The sequence below is a fragment of the Streptomyces spiramenti genome, from assembly GCF_012034385.1.
Lineage (GTDB): Bacteria > Actinomycetota > Actinomycetes > Streptomycetales > Streptomycetaceae > Streptomyces > Streptomyces spiramenti.
Map to the genome: position 1 here is coordinate 1 of NZ_JAAVJB010000125.1, position 14,794 is coordinate 14,794.

Sequence of the window (14,794 nt, forward strand, 5' to 3'; positions counted from 1 at the left end):
CCCCCCCCACGCCCCCGGGCGTCGGTCGCTGCTCGGCACCGCCGCCCTGATCACGCGGCGGCCCGCCCCAGGCACGCGAGGGCGGGCCACCGGGATGGGCCCCGGGGCCCTGCGGCGACGGTGGGGGGCTGTACGGCGAGGCGGCTCGGGCGGCCGACTCCCCGGGGCGGCCGGTGTTCTGCCACCCCTGCTGAGGTCCTGCCGCCCCGGCCGGGCGGGAGAAACCCGGGGGGAAGGGGCCGGACGGTCCACCCCCTGCGCCCGGTCGGGGTCCCGGTGCGTAGGGCGACGGGGGCGGCGCCTGCGGGACACCTGCGGAGCCCTGCAGAACACCCGGGCCTGAGGGGAGGGCGGGCGGTGTCGGTTCCGCCCGAGGTTCCGCCTTGGCCGGCAGGGCGTTCGGAGCGGCTGCCGGCGGTTCGACGGGCGTTCCGACGCCGTCGTCCGGCCCCGGGCGGGCCGGCCCGCCCTCCTCTTTCACCTCGGCCCGGGCCTGCTCCGTCCCGGTCGTGGCCGGGGCGCCTACCGGAGCGACGGGCGCGACCGGGGCCGCCGCCGGTAGTTCGTACGAGTCCTCGTCCTGGTCGGTGGTCTCAGCCGTCGTTCCGTCAGCGGCCTTTCCGTCGGCGGCCGATGTCGCCGGGCCGCCCGCGCCGGGGCGTGCCGATTCCTCCGCGACCGCGTCGGAGAGCGACTCCGGGAGCATGAACCCCGGCGGGGTCGGCGGGGCGCCGGGACTGCCACCCGAGTGCGGCGCAGCGGTACGGGGCGCCCCGAGAGGCGGCTCGAGCTGGAAGTCCGGCGGCAGCGGCGGGAGTCCGCCGGGTGCCGGTGCCGCCGGCGTCGGCGGCGCCTCGGTCGGCCGCTCGTGCAGGGCACGGCGCAGCGCGGCTTTGCTGAACTGCATCGTCGCCGGGCTCTCGACAGCCGCCGGGTGGGTCCGCCCCGAAGAGTCCTCGCCATCCCGCGTTTCCCCGGGCGCGGCCGTCGTCCCCCGGCGCGGGGCGGGGAGGTGGGGCGGCGGGGCCGACGCCTCGTCAGCGGCCCCGTGGGCACCGCCTCGCCCGGTGCCCGCACCGGCATCGGCCTGCGAGGTGCTACCGGGGCCGTACCAGGACGGCGGTTCGAAATCGACGGTGAACTGACCGGTCTCCTCGGGCTCGTCGCCCTGCGGGTCGACCTCGGGGCGATCGTCCCCGGCCTCCCACGCGGTGCGCATACCGTCCCGATCGCTGTTCACGACGCCTCCCGCTGCTGATCTCCCTGGTCCGCGCCCCGCGGTCCAGGCCCGGCACCGCGGTGTGCCACCCCCGCGGGCGTGGACTCAGAACTTGCTGACGGCGCGGTGCACCGCGCTTGCACTCAACACTAAGGGAGTGACGGCGACGCCGGTCCCGACGCCCGGGGCACAGCCGTGCCCTTCGCACCGGCGGCGCCCGACGGCGGACGGCTCGCCGCCCGCAACCGCCGCCCGTGCGCCCGCCCCGTTGCCGTACCGGGCAGGCGCACGGGCGGCGCGGTCGGAAGCCTCAGCCCGGCTGGACCAGGTTGAAGAACTCCTCCGTCGACATCACCGCTGCCTCGTCCGGCATGCGGATCTCCACGGGGTCACCGAAGGAGCCGTACACGGTGGTGCCACCGCCGTCGGCGAACTCGGACTCGGAACGCAGGAGATGGTGTGGTGCTTCCGTCGAGGCGAGGTACGTCTCCGTGACGCCCCCGCCCGAGCTGACCAGCGCGGTCGTCACCGTGCCCTCCACCACCGTGTCCTGGTCGGGGGCGAACCGTGCCCCGGGAGGTACCTCGAAGAGCGCCCCGCAGTCGTCACCGACCTGCACGCTGACGAATCCGTCACGTGCCTCCGCCGGTACGTCCACCAAGTCGCCCGACTCCTGCATCCGCGCGGCGAACAGGGGCACCGAGGTGTAGACGACGCCGTCCTGGCAGAACATCTCGCCGTCGCTGACCTCCGAACTCAGCGACACCCTGACCCCGACCTCCGGGTCCGACCACATCACCTGCTGCGCGTCGGGGAAGGCGGGGGAGGGGCCCTCGGCGCGGAACGTGGTCGTCGCCATCGACTCGTTGACCGCGCGGCGGAGATCCGCCGCCGGCCCCTCCTCGACCAGCGACTCAGGGCCCGCGGCGAGCGGGTCGTCGATCGTCGCCCCCGGGCCCGAGTCCTGCTCGGTCGTGCCGCCGCAACCGGTGAGCAGCACGGCACCTCCGATCACGGCCGTCGCGAAGAGGCGAGCGCCCCGCAGTGCCATCCTGGTCCTCTCGTGACGCCGGGTGCCGCCCGGCGCGGCCTGCCGGCGACCGCGGGACGCGGGACCGGCACCATGGGGCGCTCCGCCCCCTCGCTCCGCCGTCAGGCGATGTCGAACTCGCCGTCCCGCGCGCCCAGTACGAACGCCTCCCACTCGGCGGCCGTGAATCGCAGCACGGTGTCGGGGTCCGCACTGTTGCGCATCGCGACCGCGCCGCCCTCCAGGTAGGCGATCTCCACCTTCTCGTCCTGAGGACCGTCAGGAGCACTGAGCCACTGGGCGCCGGAGATGTCCATCCCGTACAGCTCGTTCTTCTCCCGCTCCTTGCGAGCGGCGATCTCCGCCGGGGTCTCACTCACTGGTAGCCACTCCCTGTTCGCGTCGCAGCCGAGAAGCCGGGCCGAACCGGCCCGGACACGGAGTGGATCGTAACGGAGAACGCACACGTGGTCATGGGCCACGGTGGGCCGGCCCTGCCGCAGCGGGCGGAGGGCAGTGCTCCGTTCCTCGCCCGGTGTGCGTGGGCCCGGGGAGGAAGGGGCGCGAGAGCGTGGTCGCCAATCTGCACGCCCGTCATGCGCTCCGGGGCACACGAAACGGCGCGGAAGCGTTCAACTCGCGCCCCGGCACCGCGTCGCGCGACGTCCCGCCGTCCGCGGACACCGGCCGTCGCCGGGCCCCACGGGGTCAGAGGCTGCGCAGCCACCAGTCGGCGGCCAGCACCAGCACGAACCCGGCGACGAGCACGGCCATGCCGAGTCGGGTACGGCCGCGGCGGCTCATCTCGATCACGGCCCCGCTCAGCGCGAAGGCCGCGCCGTAGAGCCCCACGGACAGCAGTGACGAACCGTCACCCAGTCGGATCACCAGTACGACTGCCATGGCCGCCATCGCCGCGCCCCCGATACCCATCCGGAGCCGCCGTGCCTGCTTGGGGGTGAGCTTGTCTCCGGTCGTAAACACGCGAGCAGCATAGACGTTCACCCGATCGTGGCGACCGGCGAACCCGGCGGCCGGTCGCCCCGCTGCGCTGCGGCGGTGGAACGGGCACCGCTCCGCCGGCCGGCCGAGGCCACCCGCGACGGCGGGGCCGCAGGCGACCAGGCGTGCCGTCACGGCTGCCCCGACTGCCCCGACTGCCCCGAGCCCATGCCTACCGCGCCAGAGGCCCCGTGTCACGGAGTCTCTGGAATCGCTGCGTCGACCGGCGGGGGGTGAGCCCCTTGCCCTCGCTGTGCGGAGCGGACGCCCCGTGAGGCGGACGCCCTGCCGCGCGCTCCGCGCGGAGCACCGCCACGGGTGGACCGTCCCGTGCCACGCCTCACTCCTGCGCGAGCGCCGACGGCCCGCCGCCCCGCGCGGCGGCCCCGGCCCCGCCGCAGGTCGGCCCCACGGCGCCGTCCCCGCCCCGTGACCCGCCCCCGTCGGCACGACCGTCGTCACCCGACTGCTAAGGTTGGCTGGTTCCGGGAGTGCATCCCGGCCCCTGTGACGAAGACCAGGGGCGGCTCCCAGGCACACGAAACCACGAGGAGAAGCCGTGTCGTCGCTCGATGCCGCCACCAAGCAGAAGATCATCGCCGAGTTCGCCACCAAGGAAGGTGACACCGGCTCCCCCGAGGTCCAGGTCGCACTGCTCAGCCGTCGGATCACCGACCTGACCGAGCACCTGAAGACCCACAAGCACGACCACCACTCCCGCCGTGGTCTGCTGCTGCTCGTCGGCCAGCGTCGCCGGCTGCTGCAGTACCTGGCCCGGAAGGACATCACCCGCTTCCGTGCCCTGGTGGAGCGCCTCGGCATCCGCCGCGGTGCCGCCGGCGGCGCGCGCTGAGCCACTGGTGACGGGAGCGGTCCCCGCAGGTCGGGGACCGCTCCCTTCGCCGTATCCGACCCGGCGCACCCACGAGATGACGGGCGGAACCGGTCCGGCTGTTTGTACGCTGGACCCGACAAGGACATGATGAGGCGGGGCGCTCCTACCGCCGCCGGTCCTCGGTAGTGGCCTCCGGGCGATACATCCCGGGTGCTTCGATCGATGGCCGGCCCGTACAGGGGGCGCTCCACCGCCACGTCCCCGCCACACGGGCGGGGACACAGCAGAGGAGTAAACCAACGGTGGAGAACGAGACCCACTACGCCGAGGCCGTCATCGACAACGGCTCTTTCGGCACCCGCACCATCCGCTTCGAGACGGGCCGCCTCGCCCGCCAGGCCGCCGGCTCCGCCGTCGCGTACCTGGACGACGACACCATGGTGCTGTCGGCGACCACCGCCTCGAAGAACCCCAAGGACCAGCTCGACTTCTTCCCGCTCACGGTGGACGTCGAGGAGCGGATGTACGCCGCCGGGAAGATTCCCGGCTCGTTCTTCCGCCGTGAGGGCCGGCCCTCGGAGGACGCGATCCTCACCTGCCGCCTCATCGACCGGCCGCTGCGCCCCTCCTTCAAGAAGGGCCTGCGCAACGAGATCCAGATCGTCGAGACGATCATGGCCCTCAACCCCGACCACCTCTACGACGTGGTCGCCATCAACGCCGCCTCCTGCTCGACGCAGCTCGCCGGCCTGCCGTTCTCCGGCCCCATCGGCGGCACCCGTGTCGCGCTGATCAACGGCCAGTGGGTCGCTTTCCCGACCCACACGGAGCTGGAGGACGCCGTCTTCGACATGGTCGTCGCCGGCCGTGTCCTGCCCGACGGCGACGTCGCGATCATGATGGTCGAGGCCGAGGCCACCGAGAAGACCGTCGAGGTCGTCAAGGGCGGTGGCCAGGCCCCCACCGAGGAGGTCGTCGCCGCCGGCCTGGAGGCCGCGAAGCCGTTCATCAAGGCCCTCTGCCAGGCGCAGTCCGAGCTCGCGGCCAAGGCCGCGAAGCCGACCGGTGACTTCCCCGTCTTCCTGGACTTCCAGGACGACGTGCTGGAGGCCCTGACAGCCGCGGTCCGCACCGAACTGGCCCAGGCGCTCACCATCGCCGGCAAGCAGGACCGCGAGTCCGAGCTGGACCGCATCAAGGGGCTCGCCGCCGAGAAGCTGCTCCCGCAGTTCGAGGGCCGCGAGAAGGAGATCTCCGCCGCGTACCGCTCCCTCACCAAGGAGCTCATCCGCGAGCGGGTCATCACCGACCAGGTCCGCATCGACGGCCGCGGTCCGACGGACATCCGCACGCTGGCCGCCGAGGTCGAGGCCATCCCGCGCGTCCACGGCTCCGCCCTCTTCGAGCGCGGCGAGACGCAGATCCTCGGCGTGACCACGCTGAACATGCTGCGCATGGAGCAGATGCTGGACACCCTCTCCCCGGTGACCCGCAAGCGCTACATGCACAACTACAACTTCCCGCCCTACTCCACCGGTGAGACCGGCCGAGTGGGTTCGCCCAAGCGCCGCGAGATCGGCCACGGGGCGCTGGCGGAGCGGGCACTGGTCCCCGTCCTGCCGACGCGCGAGGAGTTCCCCTACGCGATCCGCCAGGTCTCCGAGGCACTGAGCTCCAACGGCTCGACCTCGATGGGTTCGGTCTGCGCCTCCACCATGTCGCTGCTGAACGCCGGTGTGCCGCTCAAGGCCCCCGTCGCCGGTATCGCGATGGGCCTGATCTCGCAGGAGATCGAGGGCAAGACCCACTACGTCACCCTCACCGACATCCTCGGTGCGGAGGACGCCTTCGGCGACATGGACTTCAAGGTCGCCGGCACCCGGGAGTTCGTCACCGCGCTGCAGCTCGACACCAAGCTCGACGGCATCCCCGCGTCGGTCCTGGCGGCGGCGCTGAAGCAGGCCCGCGACGCCCGTCTCCACATCCTCGACGTGATGATGGAGGCCATCGACACCCCCGACGAGATGTCCCCCAACGCCCCGCGGATCATCACCGTCAAGATCCCGGTGGACAAGATCGGTGAGGTCATCGGCCCGAAGGGCAAGATGATCAACCAGATCCAGGAGGACACCGGCGCCGACATCACGATCGAGGACGACGGCACCATCTACATCGGTGCCGCCGACGGCCCGGCCGCCGAGGCCGCCCGCGCCACGATCAACGGCATCGCCAACCCGACGATGCCCGAGGTCGGCGAGCGCTACCTGGGCACGGTCGTGAAGACGACCACCTTCGGCGCCTTCGTCTCGCTGCTCCCCGGCAAGGACGGTCTGCTGCACATCTCGCAGATCCGCAAGCTCGCCGGTGGCAAGCGCGTCGAGAACGTCGAGGACGTCCTCGGCGTCGGCCAGAAGGTCCAGGTCGAGATCGCCGAGATCGACCAGCGCGGCAAGCTCTCCCTCATCCCCGTTGTCGAGGGTGAGGAAGGCGAGTCCGCCGACGACTCGAAGGACAACGCCGCACAGTGACGCGCACCGTCCGCCGCCCGGCCCGCCCCTCCCTCACGGAGGGGCGGGCCGCGGCCCGTCCGCGCGCCCTCACCCGGACGCTTCTGCCCGGTGAGAACGGCGCCGGCACCGTTCGCAAGACCGTCCTCCCCGGTGGTCTGCGGGTCGTCACCGAGACCGTGCCCTCGGTGCGGTCCGTCAGCTTCGGGATCTGGGCGCACGTCGGCTCCCGTGACGAGACCCCCACGCTCAACGGCGCCACCCACTACCTGGAGCACGTGCTCTTCAAGGGCACCTCCCGCCGGACCGCGCTGGACATCTCCGCGGCTCTGGACGAGGTGGGCGGTGAACTCAACGCTTTCACCGCGAAGGAGTTCACCTGCTACTACGCGCGGGTCCTCGACAGCGATCTGCCGCTCGCGATCGACGTCATCTGCGACATGCTGACCGACTCGCTCCTGCTCCCCGAGGAGGTCGACGCCGAGCGCGGCGTCATCCTGGAGGAGATCGCGATGACGGACGACGATCCCGGCGACGGTGTCCACGACCTGTTCGCCCAGACGGTGCTCGGGGACAGCCCGCTCGGCCGCCCCGTGCTCGGCACCGTCGAGACGGTCGAGGGCCTCACCCGGGACCGTATCGCCCGCTTCTACCGCAAGCACTACGATCCGACCCGCCTCGTGGTCACGGCGGCGGGCAACCTCGACCACGCCTCCGTGGTGCGCCGGGTCCGCGCCGCCTTCGACCGCGCCGGCGCCCTGGAGCGCACGGACGCCGAGCCGTGCGAGCCCCGTGGCGGGGCTCGCACCCTGCGCGCAGCGGGCCGTGTCGGTGTCCTCGACCGGCGCACCGAGCAGGCCCACGTGGTGCTCGGTCTTCCCGGGGTCTCGCGGAGCGACGAACGACGATGGGCGCTCAGCGTGCTCTCCACCGCGCTGGGCGGCGGCATGAGCTCGCGCCTCTTCCAGGAGATCCGGGAGAAACGCGGCCTCGCCTACTCGGTGTACTCCTACACCTCCGGCTACGCGGACTGCGGCCTCTTCGGGATCTACGCGGGCTGCCGGCCCAACCAGGTCCAGGATGTGCTGGCGATCTGCCGTGAGCAGCTGGCCCTCATCGCCGAGGAGGGGCTGAGCGCGGAGGAACTCCGCCGTGCGACGGGGCAGCTGGCCGGCTCCACCATGCTGGGCCTGGAGGACCCCGGGGCGCTGATGCACCGGCTGGGCAAGAGCGAGATCTGCTGGGGAAGCCAGCTCAGCCTGGATGAGATGCTGACCCGGATGACCTCGGTGACGGTGGACGACGTTCGGCAGGTCGCGGGGGAGATCCTGGGCCACCGGCCTTCGCTCGCGGCGATCGGCCCCTTCACCGCGCGCCAGTCCTCCCGTCTGGAGACCGCTGTCGCCTAGGTCCTGTCTGGTGAACAGCGCCGGTGAGGCCCGAGGCGTCCGGTGCGGTGGATCGCACGGCGGAGCATCGCAGCTCGTACCCGTCGTGCTCGCGCGATGCTCCGATGCGGCGAGATGCCGTGCCGGGCACCGCGGGCCATGCGGGATCCACCAGACAGGGCCAGGGCGTGTCGTTCGGACCTCTGTGGGTCGGGCCGAGGCGTGCGGCGCATGGCACGGCACCGGACCGCGCCTCGTACCCGTCGTACCTGTCGCACTCGCGCGATCCGGTGACGCAGCGACGTGCCGTGCCCGGCACCGCGGCCCCACGTAAGCTCCGAACGACACGCCCCAGCCCGCCGGTCCGGGCCGCCGCCCGGCGGGACGGATCCACGAACACAAGGAACGGAACGTACCCATGAGCAAGCTGCGCGTCGCGGTGATCGGTGCACGGGGCCGGATGGGCGCCGAGGCGGTGCGGGCGGTGGAGGCCGCCGACGACCTGGAGCTGGTCGCCGCGCTGGGTCGCGACGACGCGCTGGAGACGCTGACGGAGCGGGGCGCGCAGGTCGCGGTCGAACTGACCCACCCGGACTCCGTCGTCGCCAACGTCGAGTACTGCGTCCGCAACGGTGTCCACGCCGTCGTCGGTACCACCGGCTGGACCGACGAGCGGCTGGGAGCGCTGCGGAGCGAGCTCGCCGCCTCGCCCGGGACGGGCGTGCTCATCGCCCCGAACTTCGGTATCGGCGCGGTCCTCACCATGCACTTTGCGCGGCGCGCGGCACGGTTCTTCGAGTCGGTCGAGGTGGTGGAGCTGCACCATCCGGGCAAGGCCGACGCCCCCAGCGGCACCGCGACGCGAACCGCACAGGTCATCGCCGAAGCACGGCGGGAAGCCGGCCTCCCGGCCCAGCCGGACGCCACGACGTCCGCGCTGGAGGGCGCACGCGGCGCCGACGTCGACGGCGTCCCGGTCCACGCGGTCCGGCTGCGAGGGCTGGTCGCCCACCAGGAAGTGCTCTTCGGGGACGAGGGGGAGATCCTCACGATCAGGCACGACTCCATGAACCGCGGTTCCTTCATGCCGGGTGTGCTCCTGGGCGTGCGCCGCGTGGTCGACACCCCCGGGCTCACCGTGGGCCTGGAGCACTTCCTGGATCTGGAGGACTGAGATGGGCGCGCGCATCGGCTACACCCTCGTCTCGGCCGTGCTGGTCGTCTACTTCGGCTTCGTGGCGCACCGGGGCGTGGTGCTGATCCGCCACGGCAGTTGGGTGTCGGTCGCGCTCGGCCTGGCTGCGCTGGCACTCCCCCTGATCGGTGCCTGGTTCCTGTGGCACAGCACGCGGTTCGCGCAGCAGGCGAGCCGGCTCGCCCGGCAGCTCGACGCCGAGGGCGGACTGCCGGTCGACGACCTGCCCCGCGCGCCGAGCGGCAGGATCGACCGCGACGCGGCGGACGCGGTCTTCGTGGAGCGTCGCGAGGAGGTCGAGGCGTCACCGGAGGACTGGCGTGCCTGGTTCCGCCTCGCGGTCGCGTACCACGACGCCCGCGACACCGCCCGCGGCCGGCACGCCATGCGGCGTGCGATCGATCTGCACGCGGGCAAGGCGCCCGAGAGCCTGTCGCGGCCCTGATCCCACCCGGGCCCCGGCCGCTTCGCACCCCGGGGCCACCTGCGGCCGGGCCGCCCCGGGACGACGACCCTTCACGTCGGTGGCGCCCGACATCCGCCGACCACGACCGTTCCCCGCCCGGCGCTGCCGGGGCCGGTACCGCCGGGCGGCCGGAGGGAGCGCCCCGCACAGGATGGCCGGTACTCACCGCTCCGGCCTCCAGCCTCCGGCGTACCCCATGCCGTTCCGAACGGGGGAACGGCCCGGTCGAAGGCGTCGGGGCGACGCAGGAAGTCCGAGTTGCGGTCGGTGAGCAACGTGCGCAGCGGCTCGCCACGGCGGCGCTCGATCAGCAGCGCCTGCCCCTGCACGGTGCGCGGCAGGCCGAGCCACTTCACCGGCTGCTGCGCCGTGCTGACCCGGGAGATGTCGCGCCACCGCACCGTGCGGGTCGTCAGCAGGTTGACCTGGCGGAGCCCCTGCGGACTCACCCAGATACCGATCCTGAGTATGCGCAGGGCGAAGACGATGGTGACCACCGCGAGGCCGAGGGTGACGCTCGCGGCGGCGGGCCCGCCGGCCAGGGCGATGATGACCGCGGACATCAGCATGTAGCTGGCGAGCAGCAGCAGGACGGCTGCGATCCCCACCCGCAGGCCGCCGAGCCGGTATGGCCTGCGCCAGTGGTCCTCCGTGGCGTGGGGGAGCGCGTCCCTCACGGTCTCTGGTGCGCGTTCGGCCGTCAGGAAAGGCAGGGGCACGGCTGGTCCTCGATCGTTTCCGGTGACGCGCGGGCGCGGTGCGCCGCGGTCGCGTGGGCGGGCACAGGGCCGGTCCGCTGAGGGACCCGGTGACCGGTGAGATTACCGCGCCGCGCTGCGCGCCTCCGCCGGGAGTGGGCCGCTCGGCCGTCCGGAATGCGACAACCGTCCGCCGGGGGAGGTGGTGACCCCGGCCCGAGTCCGCTCCGGGCCGCTCTCATAGGGTGTGCCGAGCGCCCGTCCGGTGGACCGGCGTCCACCGCGATCCGTCACACCCGGGAGGGCCTCCGGTGTCCGATGCACCTCGTTTCCGCAGCGACATGACCGTTGAGCTGGTCAAGCACAGCGCGTCCGACTCGGACGTCCTCTGGGCAGCGCGGGTGTCCACCGCGGGTGAGCAGTCGCTGGAGGAGGTCACCAAGGACCCGGAGCGGTCCAAGGGGCTGATCAACTACCTCATGCGCGACCGGCACGGCAGCCCGTTCGAGCACAACTCGCTGACCTTCTTCATCAGCGCACCCCTTTTCGTCTTCCGCGAGTTCCACCGCCACCGGGTCGGGTGGAGCTACAACGAGGAGAGCGGGCGGTACCGCCGTCTCGACCCCGTCTTCTACGTTCCTGCGGAGGAGCGGAAGCTGGTGCAGCAGGGCCGGCCGGGCAAGTACGAGTTCGTCCCCGGGACGCCGGAGCAGCACAAGCTCGTGGGTGAGGCCATGGCGGAGTCCTACCGGCAGTCGTACGCCGCCTACCAGGAGATGCTGGAGGCCGGTGTCGCCCGCGAGGTCGCGCGCGCGACGCTGCCGGTCGGGTTGTACTCCTCGATGTACGCCACCTGCAACGCGCGGTCGCTCATGCACTTCCTCGGTCTGCGGACGCAGCACGAGCAGGCCAAGGTGCCGTCTTTCCCGCAACGGGAGATCGAGATGGTCGGGGAGCAGATGGAGCACCACTGGGCCTCCCTGATGCCGCTCACCCACGCGGCCTTCAACGCGAACGGCCGTATCGCCCCCTGACGACGACCGGACGCTCCGCGGCCGGCGCCGGACGACCGTCCCGGCGGCCCCGTCCCGTGCGGGAGCGGGGCCGGAACCCCCCGGAGCCGAGGCAGGTTCCGGCCGGAGTCCGCCGCCGGGACTCCGAGCCGAACGCGAGAGCGACGGTGTCCGCATTGCGGCCTTTTGTCGGCTTCGTCTAGGCTGGAACTGCGGATCCGGTACTGCCTGAACCCCCGAGCAGGCAGTGCCGGACTCCGTGTCTTCCCCGCCCCGATGCCGCACACTGCGGTGCGCTGCGAGTAGCGTGGTACGCATGGCTCCGACCTCGACATCACGAACGCCCTTCGGGCGGGTGCTCACCGCGATGGTGACGCCGTTCACCGCAGACGGCTCCCTCGACCTCGACGGCGCGCAGCGTCTCGCCACCCACCTGGTGGATTCCGGCAACGACGGCTTGGTTGTCAACGGGACCACCGGCGAGTCGCCGACCACCACCGACGCCGAGAAAGCCGACCTCGTCCGTGCCGTCGTCGAGGCGGTCGGGGACCGTGCCCACGTCGTGGCCGGGGTCGGCACCAACGACACGCGGCACAGTGTGCACCTCGCGCGTGAGGCCGCCACGTCCGGCGCGCACGGCCTTCTCGTCGTCACGCCGTACTACAACAAGCCCCCGCAGGAGGGTCTGTACCAGCACTTCACCACTGTGGCGGACGCCACGGAGCTCCCGGTGATGATCTACGATATTCCGGGACGCAGTGGTGTGCCGATCAACACCGGCACCATGATGCGGCTGGCCGAGCACCCCAGGATCGTGGCCAACAAGGACGCCAAGGGCGACCTCGGCCGGGCGAGCTGGGCCGTGGCCACCACCGGCCTTGCCTGGTACAGCGGCGACGACATGCTGAACCTGCCGTTGCTGTCCGTCGGCGCCGTCGGTTTCGTCTCCGTGGTGGGCCATGTGGTGGCCCCGGAACTGCGCAGCCTCATCGACTCGTTCGTCAGCGGCGACGTCGTCAAGGCGACGGAGATCCACCAGAAGCTGCTTCCTGTCTTCACCGGGATGCACCGCACCCAGGGTGTACTGACGGTCAAGGCCGCCATGGCCGCGCAGGGCCTGCCGGGTGGCCCGGTCCGGCTTCCGCTGGTCGGTGTTACCGACGAGGAGACCGAGCAGCTCCGTCGCGACCTGGTCGCCGGCGGCGTGCAGCTCTGAGCCGTACACCGTGGCCGGGGGCGACCGCGCGGCAGCGCGACACCCGGCCACGGTGCCCCGTGTCGCCTCACGCCCCTCGGAGCGTGCGTGACGGCGCGCATGGAAGTCGCGCCCCGGCGCGAACCCCAGGACTTCACAACTGAAGAGCGCAACCATCAACGCGAGATCACTCTCGCCACACCAGTCATCCGCGCCACGTGGCCGTAGCAGGCCAGGTGGCGTGGGTCGTGAGGAGCGTCTTTTGAGTCACCCACACCCTGAGCTCGGCGCACCGCCGAGCGTGCCCGACGGCGGCCTGCGGGTCACCCCCCTTGGCGGCCTGGGCGAGATCGGCCGCAACATGACCGTCTTCGAGTACAACGGACGCCTGCTGATCGTGGACTGCGGCGTGCTCTTCCCCGAGGAGGAGCAGCCCGGGATCGACCTGATCCTTCCCGACTTCAGCTCGATCCGGGACCGCCTCGACGACATCGAGGCGATCGTGCTCACCCACGGACACGAGGACCATATCGGCGGTGTGCCCTACCTCCTCCGGGAGAAGAAGGACATCCCGCTGGTGGGGTCCAAGCTGACCCTCGCGCTCATCGAGGCCAAGCTCCAGGAGCACCGCATCCGCCCCTACACCCTCGAGGTGCGGGAGGGGCAGCGCGAGCAGTTCGGCCCGTTCGACTGCGAGTTCGTCTCCGTGAACCACTCCATCCCCGACGCGCTCGCCGTGGCGATCCGCACGGGCGCCGGCATGGCGGTGCACACGGGCGACTTCAAGATGGACCAGCTGCCGCTGGACGGCCGCCTGACCGACCTCCGCGCCTTCGCGCGCCTGGGGGAGGAGGGCATCGACCTGCTGCTCTCGGACTCCACCAACGCCGAGGTGCCCGGCTTCGTCGCACCGGAGCGTGAGATCTCCGGCGTCCTGCGGCAGGTGTTCGCCGCCGCGGACAAGCGGATCATCGTGGCGAGCTTCGCCAGCCACGTGCACCGCATCCAGCAGATCGTGGACGCCGCCTACGAGAACGGCCGGCGGATCGCGTTCGTCGGCCGCTCGATGGTCCGCAACATGGGCATCGCCCGGGAACTCGGCTACCTCAAGGTGCCGCCGGGTCTCGTCGTCGACGTGAAGGCGCTGGCGGACCTGCCGGACGAACAGGTCGTGCTCGTCTGCACGGGCTCCCAGGGGGAACCGATGGCCGCGCTCTCGCGTATGGCCAACCGGGACCACCAGATCCGGATCACCCCCGGCGACACGGTGATCCTGGCCTCCTCGCTGATCCCCGGCAACGAGAACGCGGTCTACCGCGTGATCAACGGGCTCACGAGGTGGGGCGCTCACGTGGTCCACAAGGGCAACGCGAAGGTGCACGTCTCCGGGCACGCCTCCGCCGGCGAGCTGCTGTACTTCTACAACATCTGCCGACCGAAGAACCTGATGCCGGTGCACGGCGAATGGCGGCACCTGCGCGCCAACGCCGAGCTCGGGGCGAAGACCGGCGTACCGCCGGAGAACATCGTCATCGCCGAGGACGGTGTCACCGTGGACCTCGTCGACGGCCGGGCACGGATCTCCGGCAAGGTCAGGGCCGGTTACGTCTACGTGGACGGCCTGTCCGTCGGTGACGTCACCGACGCCAACCTCAAGGACCGCCGCATCCTCGGCGACGAGGGCATCATCTCGGTGTTCGTGGTGGTGGACTCCAGCACGGGCAAGGTCGTCAACGGGCCCACCGTGCACAGCCGCGGCTCGGGCATCGACGAGGCGGACTTCGCCGCGGTGGTGCCCAAGATCGAGGAGGCGTTCGCCAGGTCCGCCCAGGACGGCGTCGTCGAGCCGCACCAGCTCCAGCAGTTGGTCCGGCGGACGGTCGGCAAGTGGGTGTCCGACACCTACCGCCGGCGCCCGATGATCATGCCGGTCGTAGTGGACGTCTGACCGTCACCGACCCCCGGGGGGCCCGGATTTGCATCCGGGCGCCTCGACCCAGTACGTTTACGTCACCGCCGCAACGGGAAGCAGGACCAGCTCGAAGGGTCCTGAAGACCGAAGCACCAGCAGTAACCCCAACAGCCGGAAACGGCAAGGGAATTGACTCTGGTAGAGTGGGAAACACGAAGGGAAAGCCCGGAGGGTCTGCTGGAAGGCAGTCCGAAGGAAGCGTCCGTTCCTTGAGAACTCAACAGCGTGCCAAAAGTCAACGCCAAATATGTTGATACCCCGTCCGGTCGGCAGG

The 14,794-nt window shown here is 71.6% G+C and carries 12 protein-coding genes and 1 pseudogene; 8 read left to right on the forward strand and 5 right to left on the reverse strand.

All coding sequences use genetic code 11. The features are described 5' to 3' along the window. The 4 genes from HCJ92_RS25830 to HCJ92_RS15240 all read right to left on the reverse strand — a co-directional run. A partial coding sequence (locus tag HCJ92_RS25830) for an SCO5717 family growth-regulating ATPase (protein WP_420824718.1) occupies window positions 1-1,240 on the reverse strand: 1,240 nt, incomplete at its 3' end. A gap of 289 nt (window positions 1,241-1,529) precedes the next feature. Beyond that, window positions 1,530-2,270 (reverse strand): hypothetical protein, encoded by a 741-nt coding sequence (locus HCJ92_RS15230; protein WP_167934137.1) that lies wholly within the window; start codon window positions 2,268-2,270, stop codon window positions 1,530-1,532. Window positions 2,271-2,371: 101 nt separating this feature from the next. Then, the gene (locus tag HCJ92_RS15235; RefSeq protein ID WP_167934138.1) at window positions 2,372-2,629 is read right to left on the reverse strand and encodes a DUF397 domain-containing protein; all 258 of its coding nucleotides are present in this window, start codon (window positions 2,627-2,629) and stop codon (window positions 2,372-2,374) included. A gap of 328 nt (window positions 2,630-2,957) precedes the next feature. Continuing rightward, window positions 2,958-3,233: a hypothetical protein gene (locus tag HCJ92_RS15240; RefSeq protein WP_209311154.1), complete on the reverse strand. Its 276-nt coding sequence runs from the start codon at window positions 3,231-3,233 to the stop codon at window positions 2,958-2,960. 577 nt (window positions 3,234-3,810) lie between these two features. Here HCJ92_RS15240 and rpsO point away from each other — a divergent pair. The 5 genes from rpsO (at window position 3,811) to HCJ92_RS15265 (ending at window position 9,621) form a co-directional block, all read left to right on the forward strand. Continuing rightward, window positions 3,811-4,104 carry a 30S ribosomal protein S15 gene (gene rpsO / locus HCJ92_RS15245; protein WP_167934140.1) on the forward strand — a complete coding sequence of 98 codons (294 nt, stop codon included), beginning with the start codon at window positions 3,811-3,813 and terminating at the stop codon, window positions 4,102-4,104. A gap of 284 nt (window positions 4,105-4,388) precedes the next feature. Further along, a complete protein-coding gene (locus HCJ92_RS15250; protein ID WP_167934141.1) occupies window positions 4,389-6,614 on the forward strand; it encodes a polyribonucleotide nucleotidyltransferase in 2,226 nt (741 codons plus the stop codon). After that, window positions 6,611-8,002 (forward strand): insulinase family protein, encoded by a 1,392-nt coding sequence (locus tag HCJ92_RS15255; protein WP_167934142.1) that lies wholly within the window; start codon window positions 6,611-6,613, stop codon window positions 8,000-8,002. The genes HCJ92_RS15250 and HCJ92_RS15255 overlap by 4 nt, the downstream gene beginning before the upstream one ends. Before the next feature lie 397 nt (window positions 8,003-8,399). After that, entirely contained in the window at window positions 8,400-9,155 is a 756-nt protein-coding gene (gene dapB, locus HCJ92_RS15260; protein ID WP_167934143.1) for a 4-hydroxy-tetrahydrodipicolinate reductase, read from the forward strand. Window position 9,156: 1 nt separating this feature from the next. Beyond that, entirely contained in the window at window positions 9,157-9,621 is a 465-nt protein-coding gene (locus tag HCJ92_RS15265) for a tetratricopeptide repeat protein (protein ID WP_167934144.1), read from the forward strand. A gap of 239 nt (window positions 9,622-9,860) precedes the next feature. Here HCJ92_RS15265 and HCJ92_RS15270 read toward each other — a convergent pair. Further along, window positions 9,861-10,361 (reverse strand): annotated as a pseudogene (locus HCJ92_RS15270) (hypothetical protein); the annotation flags it as partial. A gap of 320 nt (window positions 10,362-10,681) precedes the next feature. Between HCJ92_RS15270 and thyX the strand changes: the two are divergent. From thyX to HCJ92_RS15285, 3 genes are all read left to right on the forward strand, one after another. Further along, on the forward strand, window positions 10,682-11,374 hold the full coding sequence (gene thyX / locus HCJ92_RS15275) for an FAD-dependent thymidylate synthase (protein WP_209311157.1): 693 nt from the start codon (window positions 10,682-10,684) through the stop codon (window positions 11,372-11,374). Between the two features lie 295 nt (window positions 11,375-11,669). After that, window positions 11,670-12,569, forward strand: a complete 900-nt coding sequence (dapA, locus tag HCJ92_RS15280) for a 4-hydroxy-tetrahydrodipicolinate synthase (protein WP_167934146.1) — start codon at window positions 11,670-11,672, stop codon at window positions 12,567-12,569. Window positions 12,570-12,810: 241 nt separating this feature from the next. Continuing rightward, window positions 12,811-14,496: a ribonuclease J gene (locus tag HCJ92_RS15285; RefSeq protein WP_167934147.1), complete on the forward strand. Its 1,686-nt coding sequence runs from the start codon at window positions 12,811-12,813 to the stop codon at window positions 14,494-14,496. Window positions 14,497-14,794: the final 298 nt, after the last annotated feature.

Coding starts and splice junctions, on each gene's coding strand:
- HCJ92_RS15230 (WP_167934137.1), bottom strand. CDS start 2,270: ATGGCACTGCGGGGCGCTCGCCTCTTCGCGACGGCCGTGATCGGAGGT.
- HCJ92_RS15265 (WP_167934144.1), top strand. CDS start 9,157: ATGGGCGCGCGCATCGGCTACACCCTCGTCTCGGCCGTGCTGGTCGTC.
- dapB (WP_167934143.1), top strand. CDS start 8,400: ATGAGCAAGCTGCGCGTCGCGGTGATCGGTGCACGGGGCCGGATGGGC.
- thyX (WP_209311157.1), top strand. CDS start 10,682: ATGACCGTTGAGCTGGTCAAGCACAGCGCGTCCGACTCGGACGTCCTC.
- dapA (WP_167934146.1), top strand. CDS start 11,670: ATGGCTCCGACCTCGACATCACGAACGCCCTTCGGGCGGGTGCTCACC.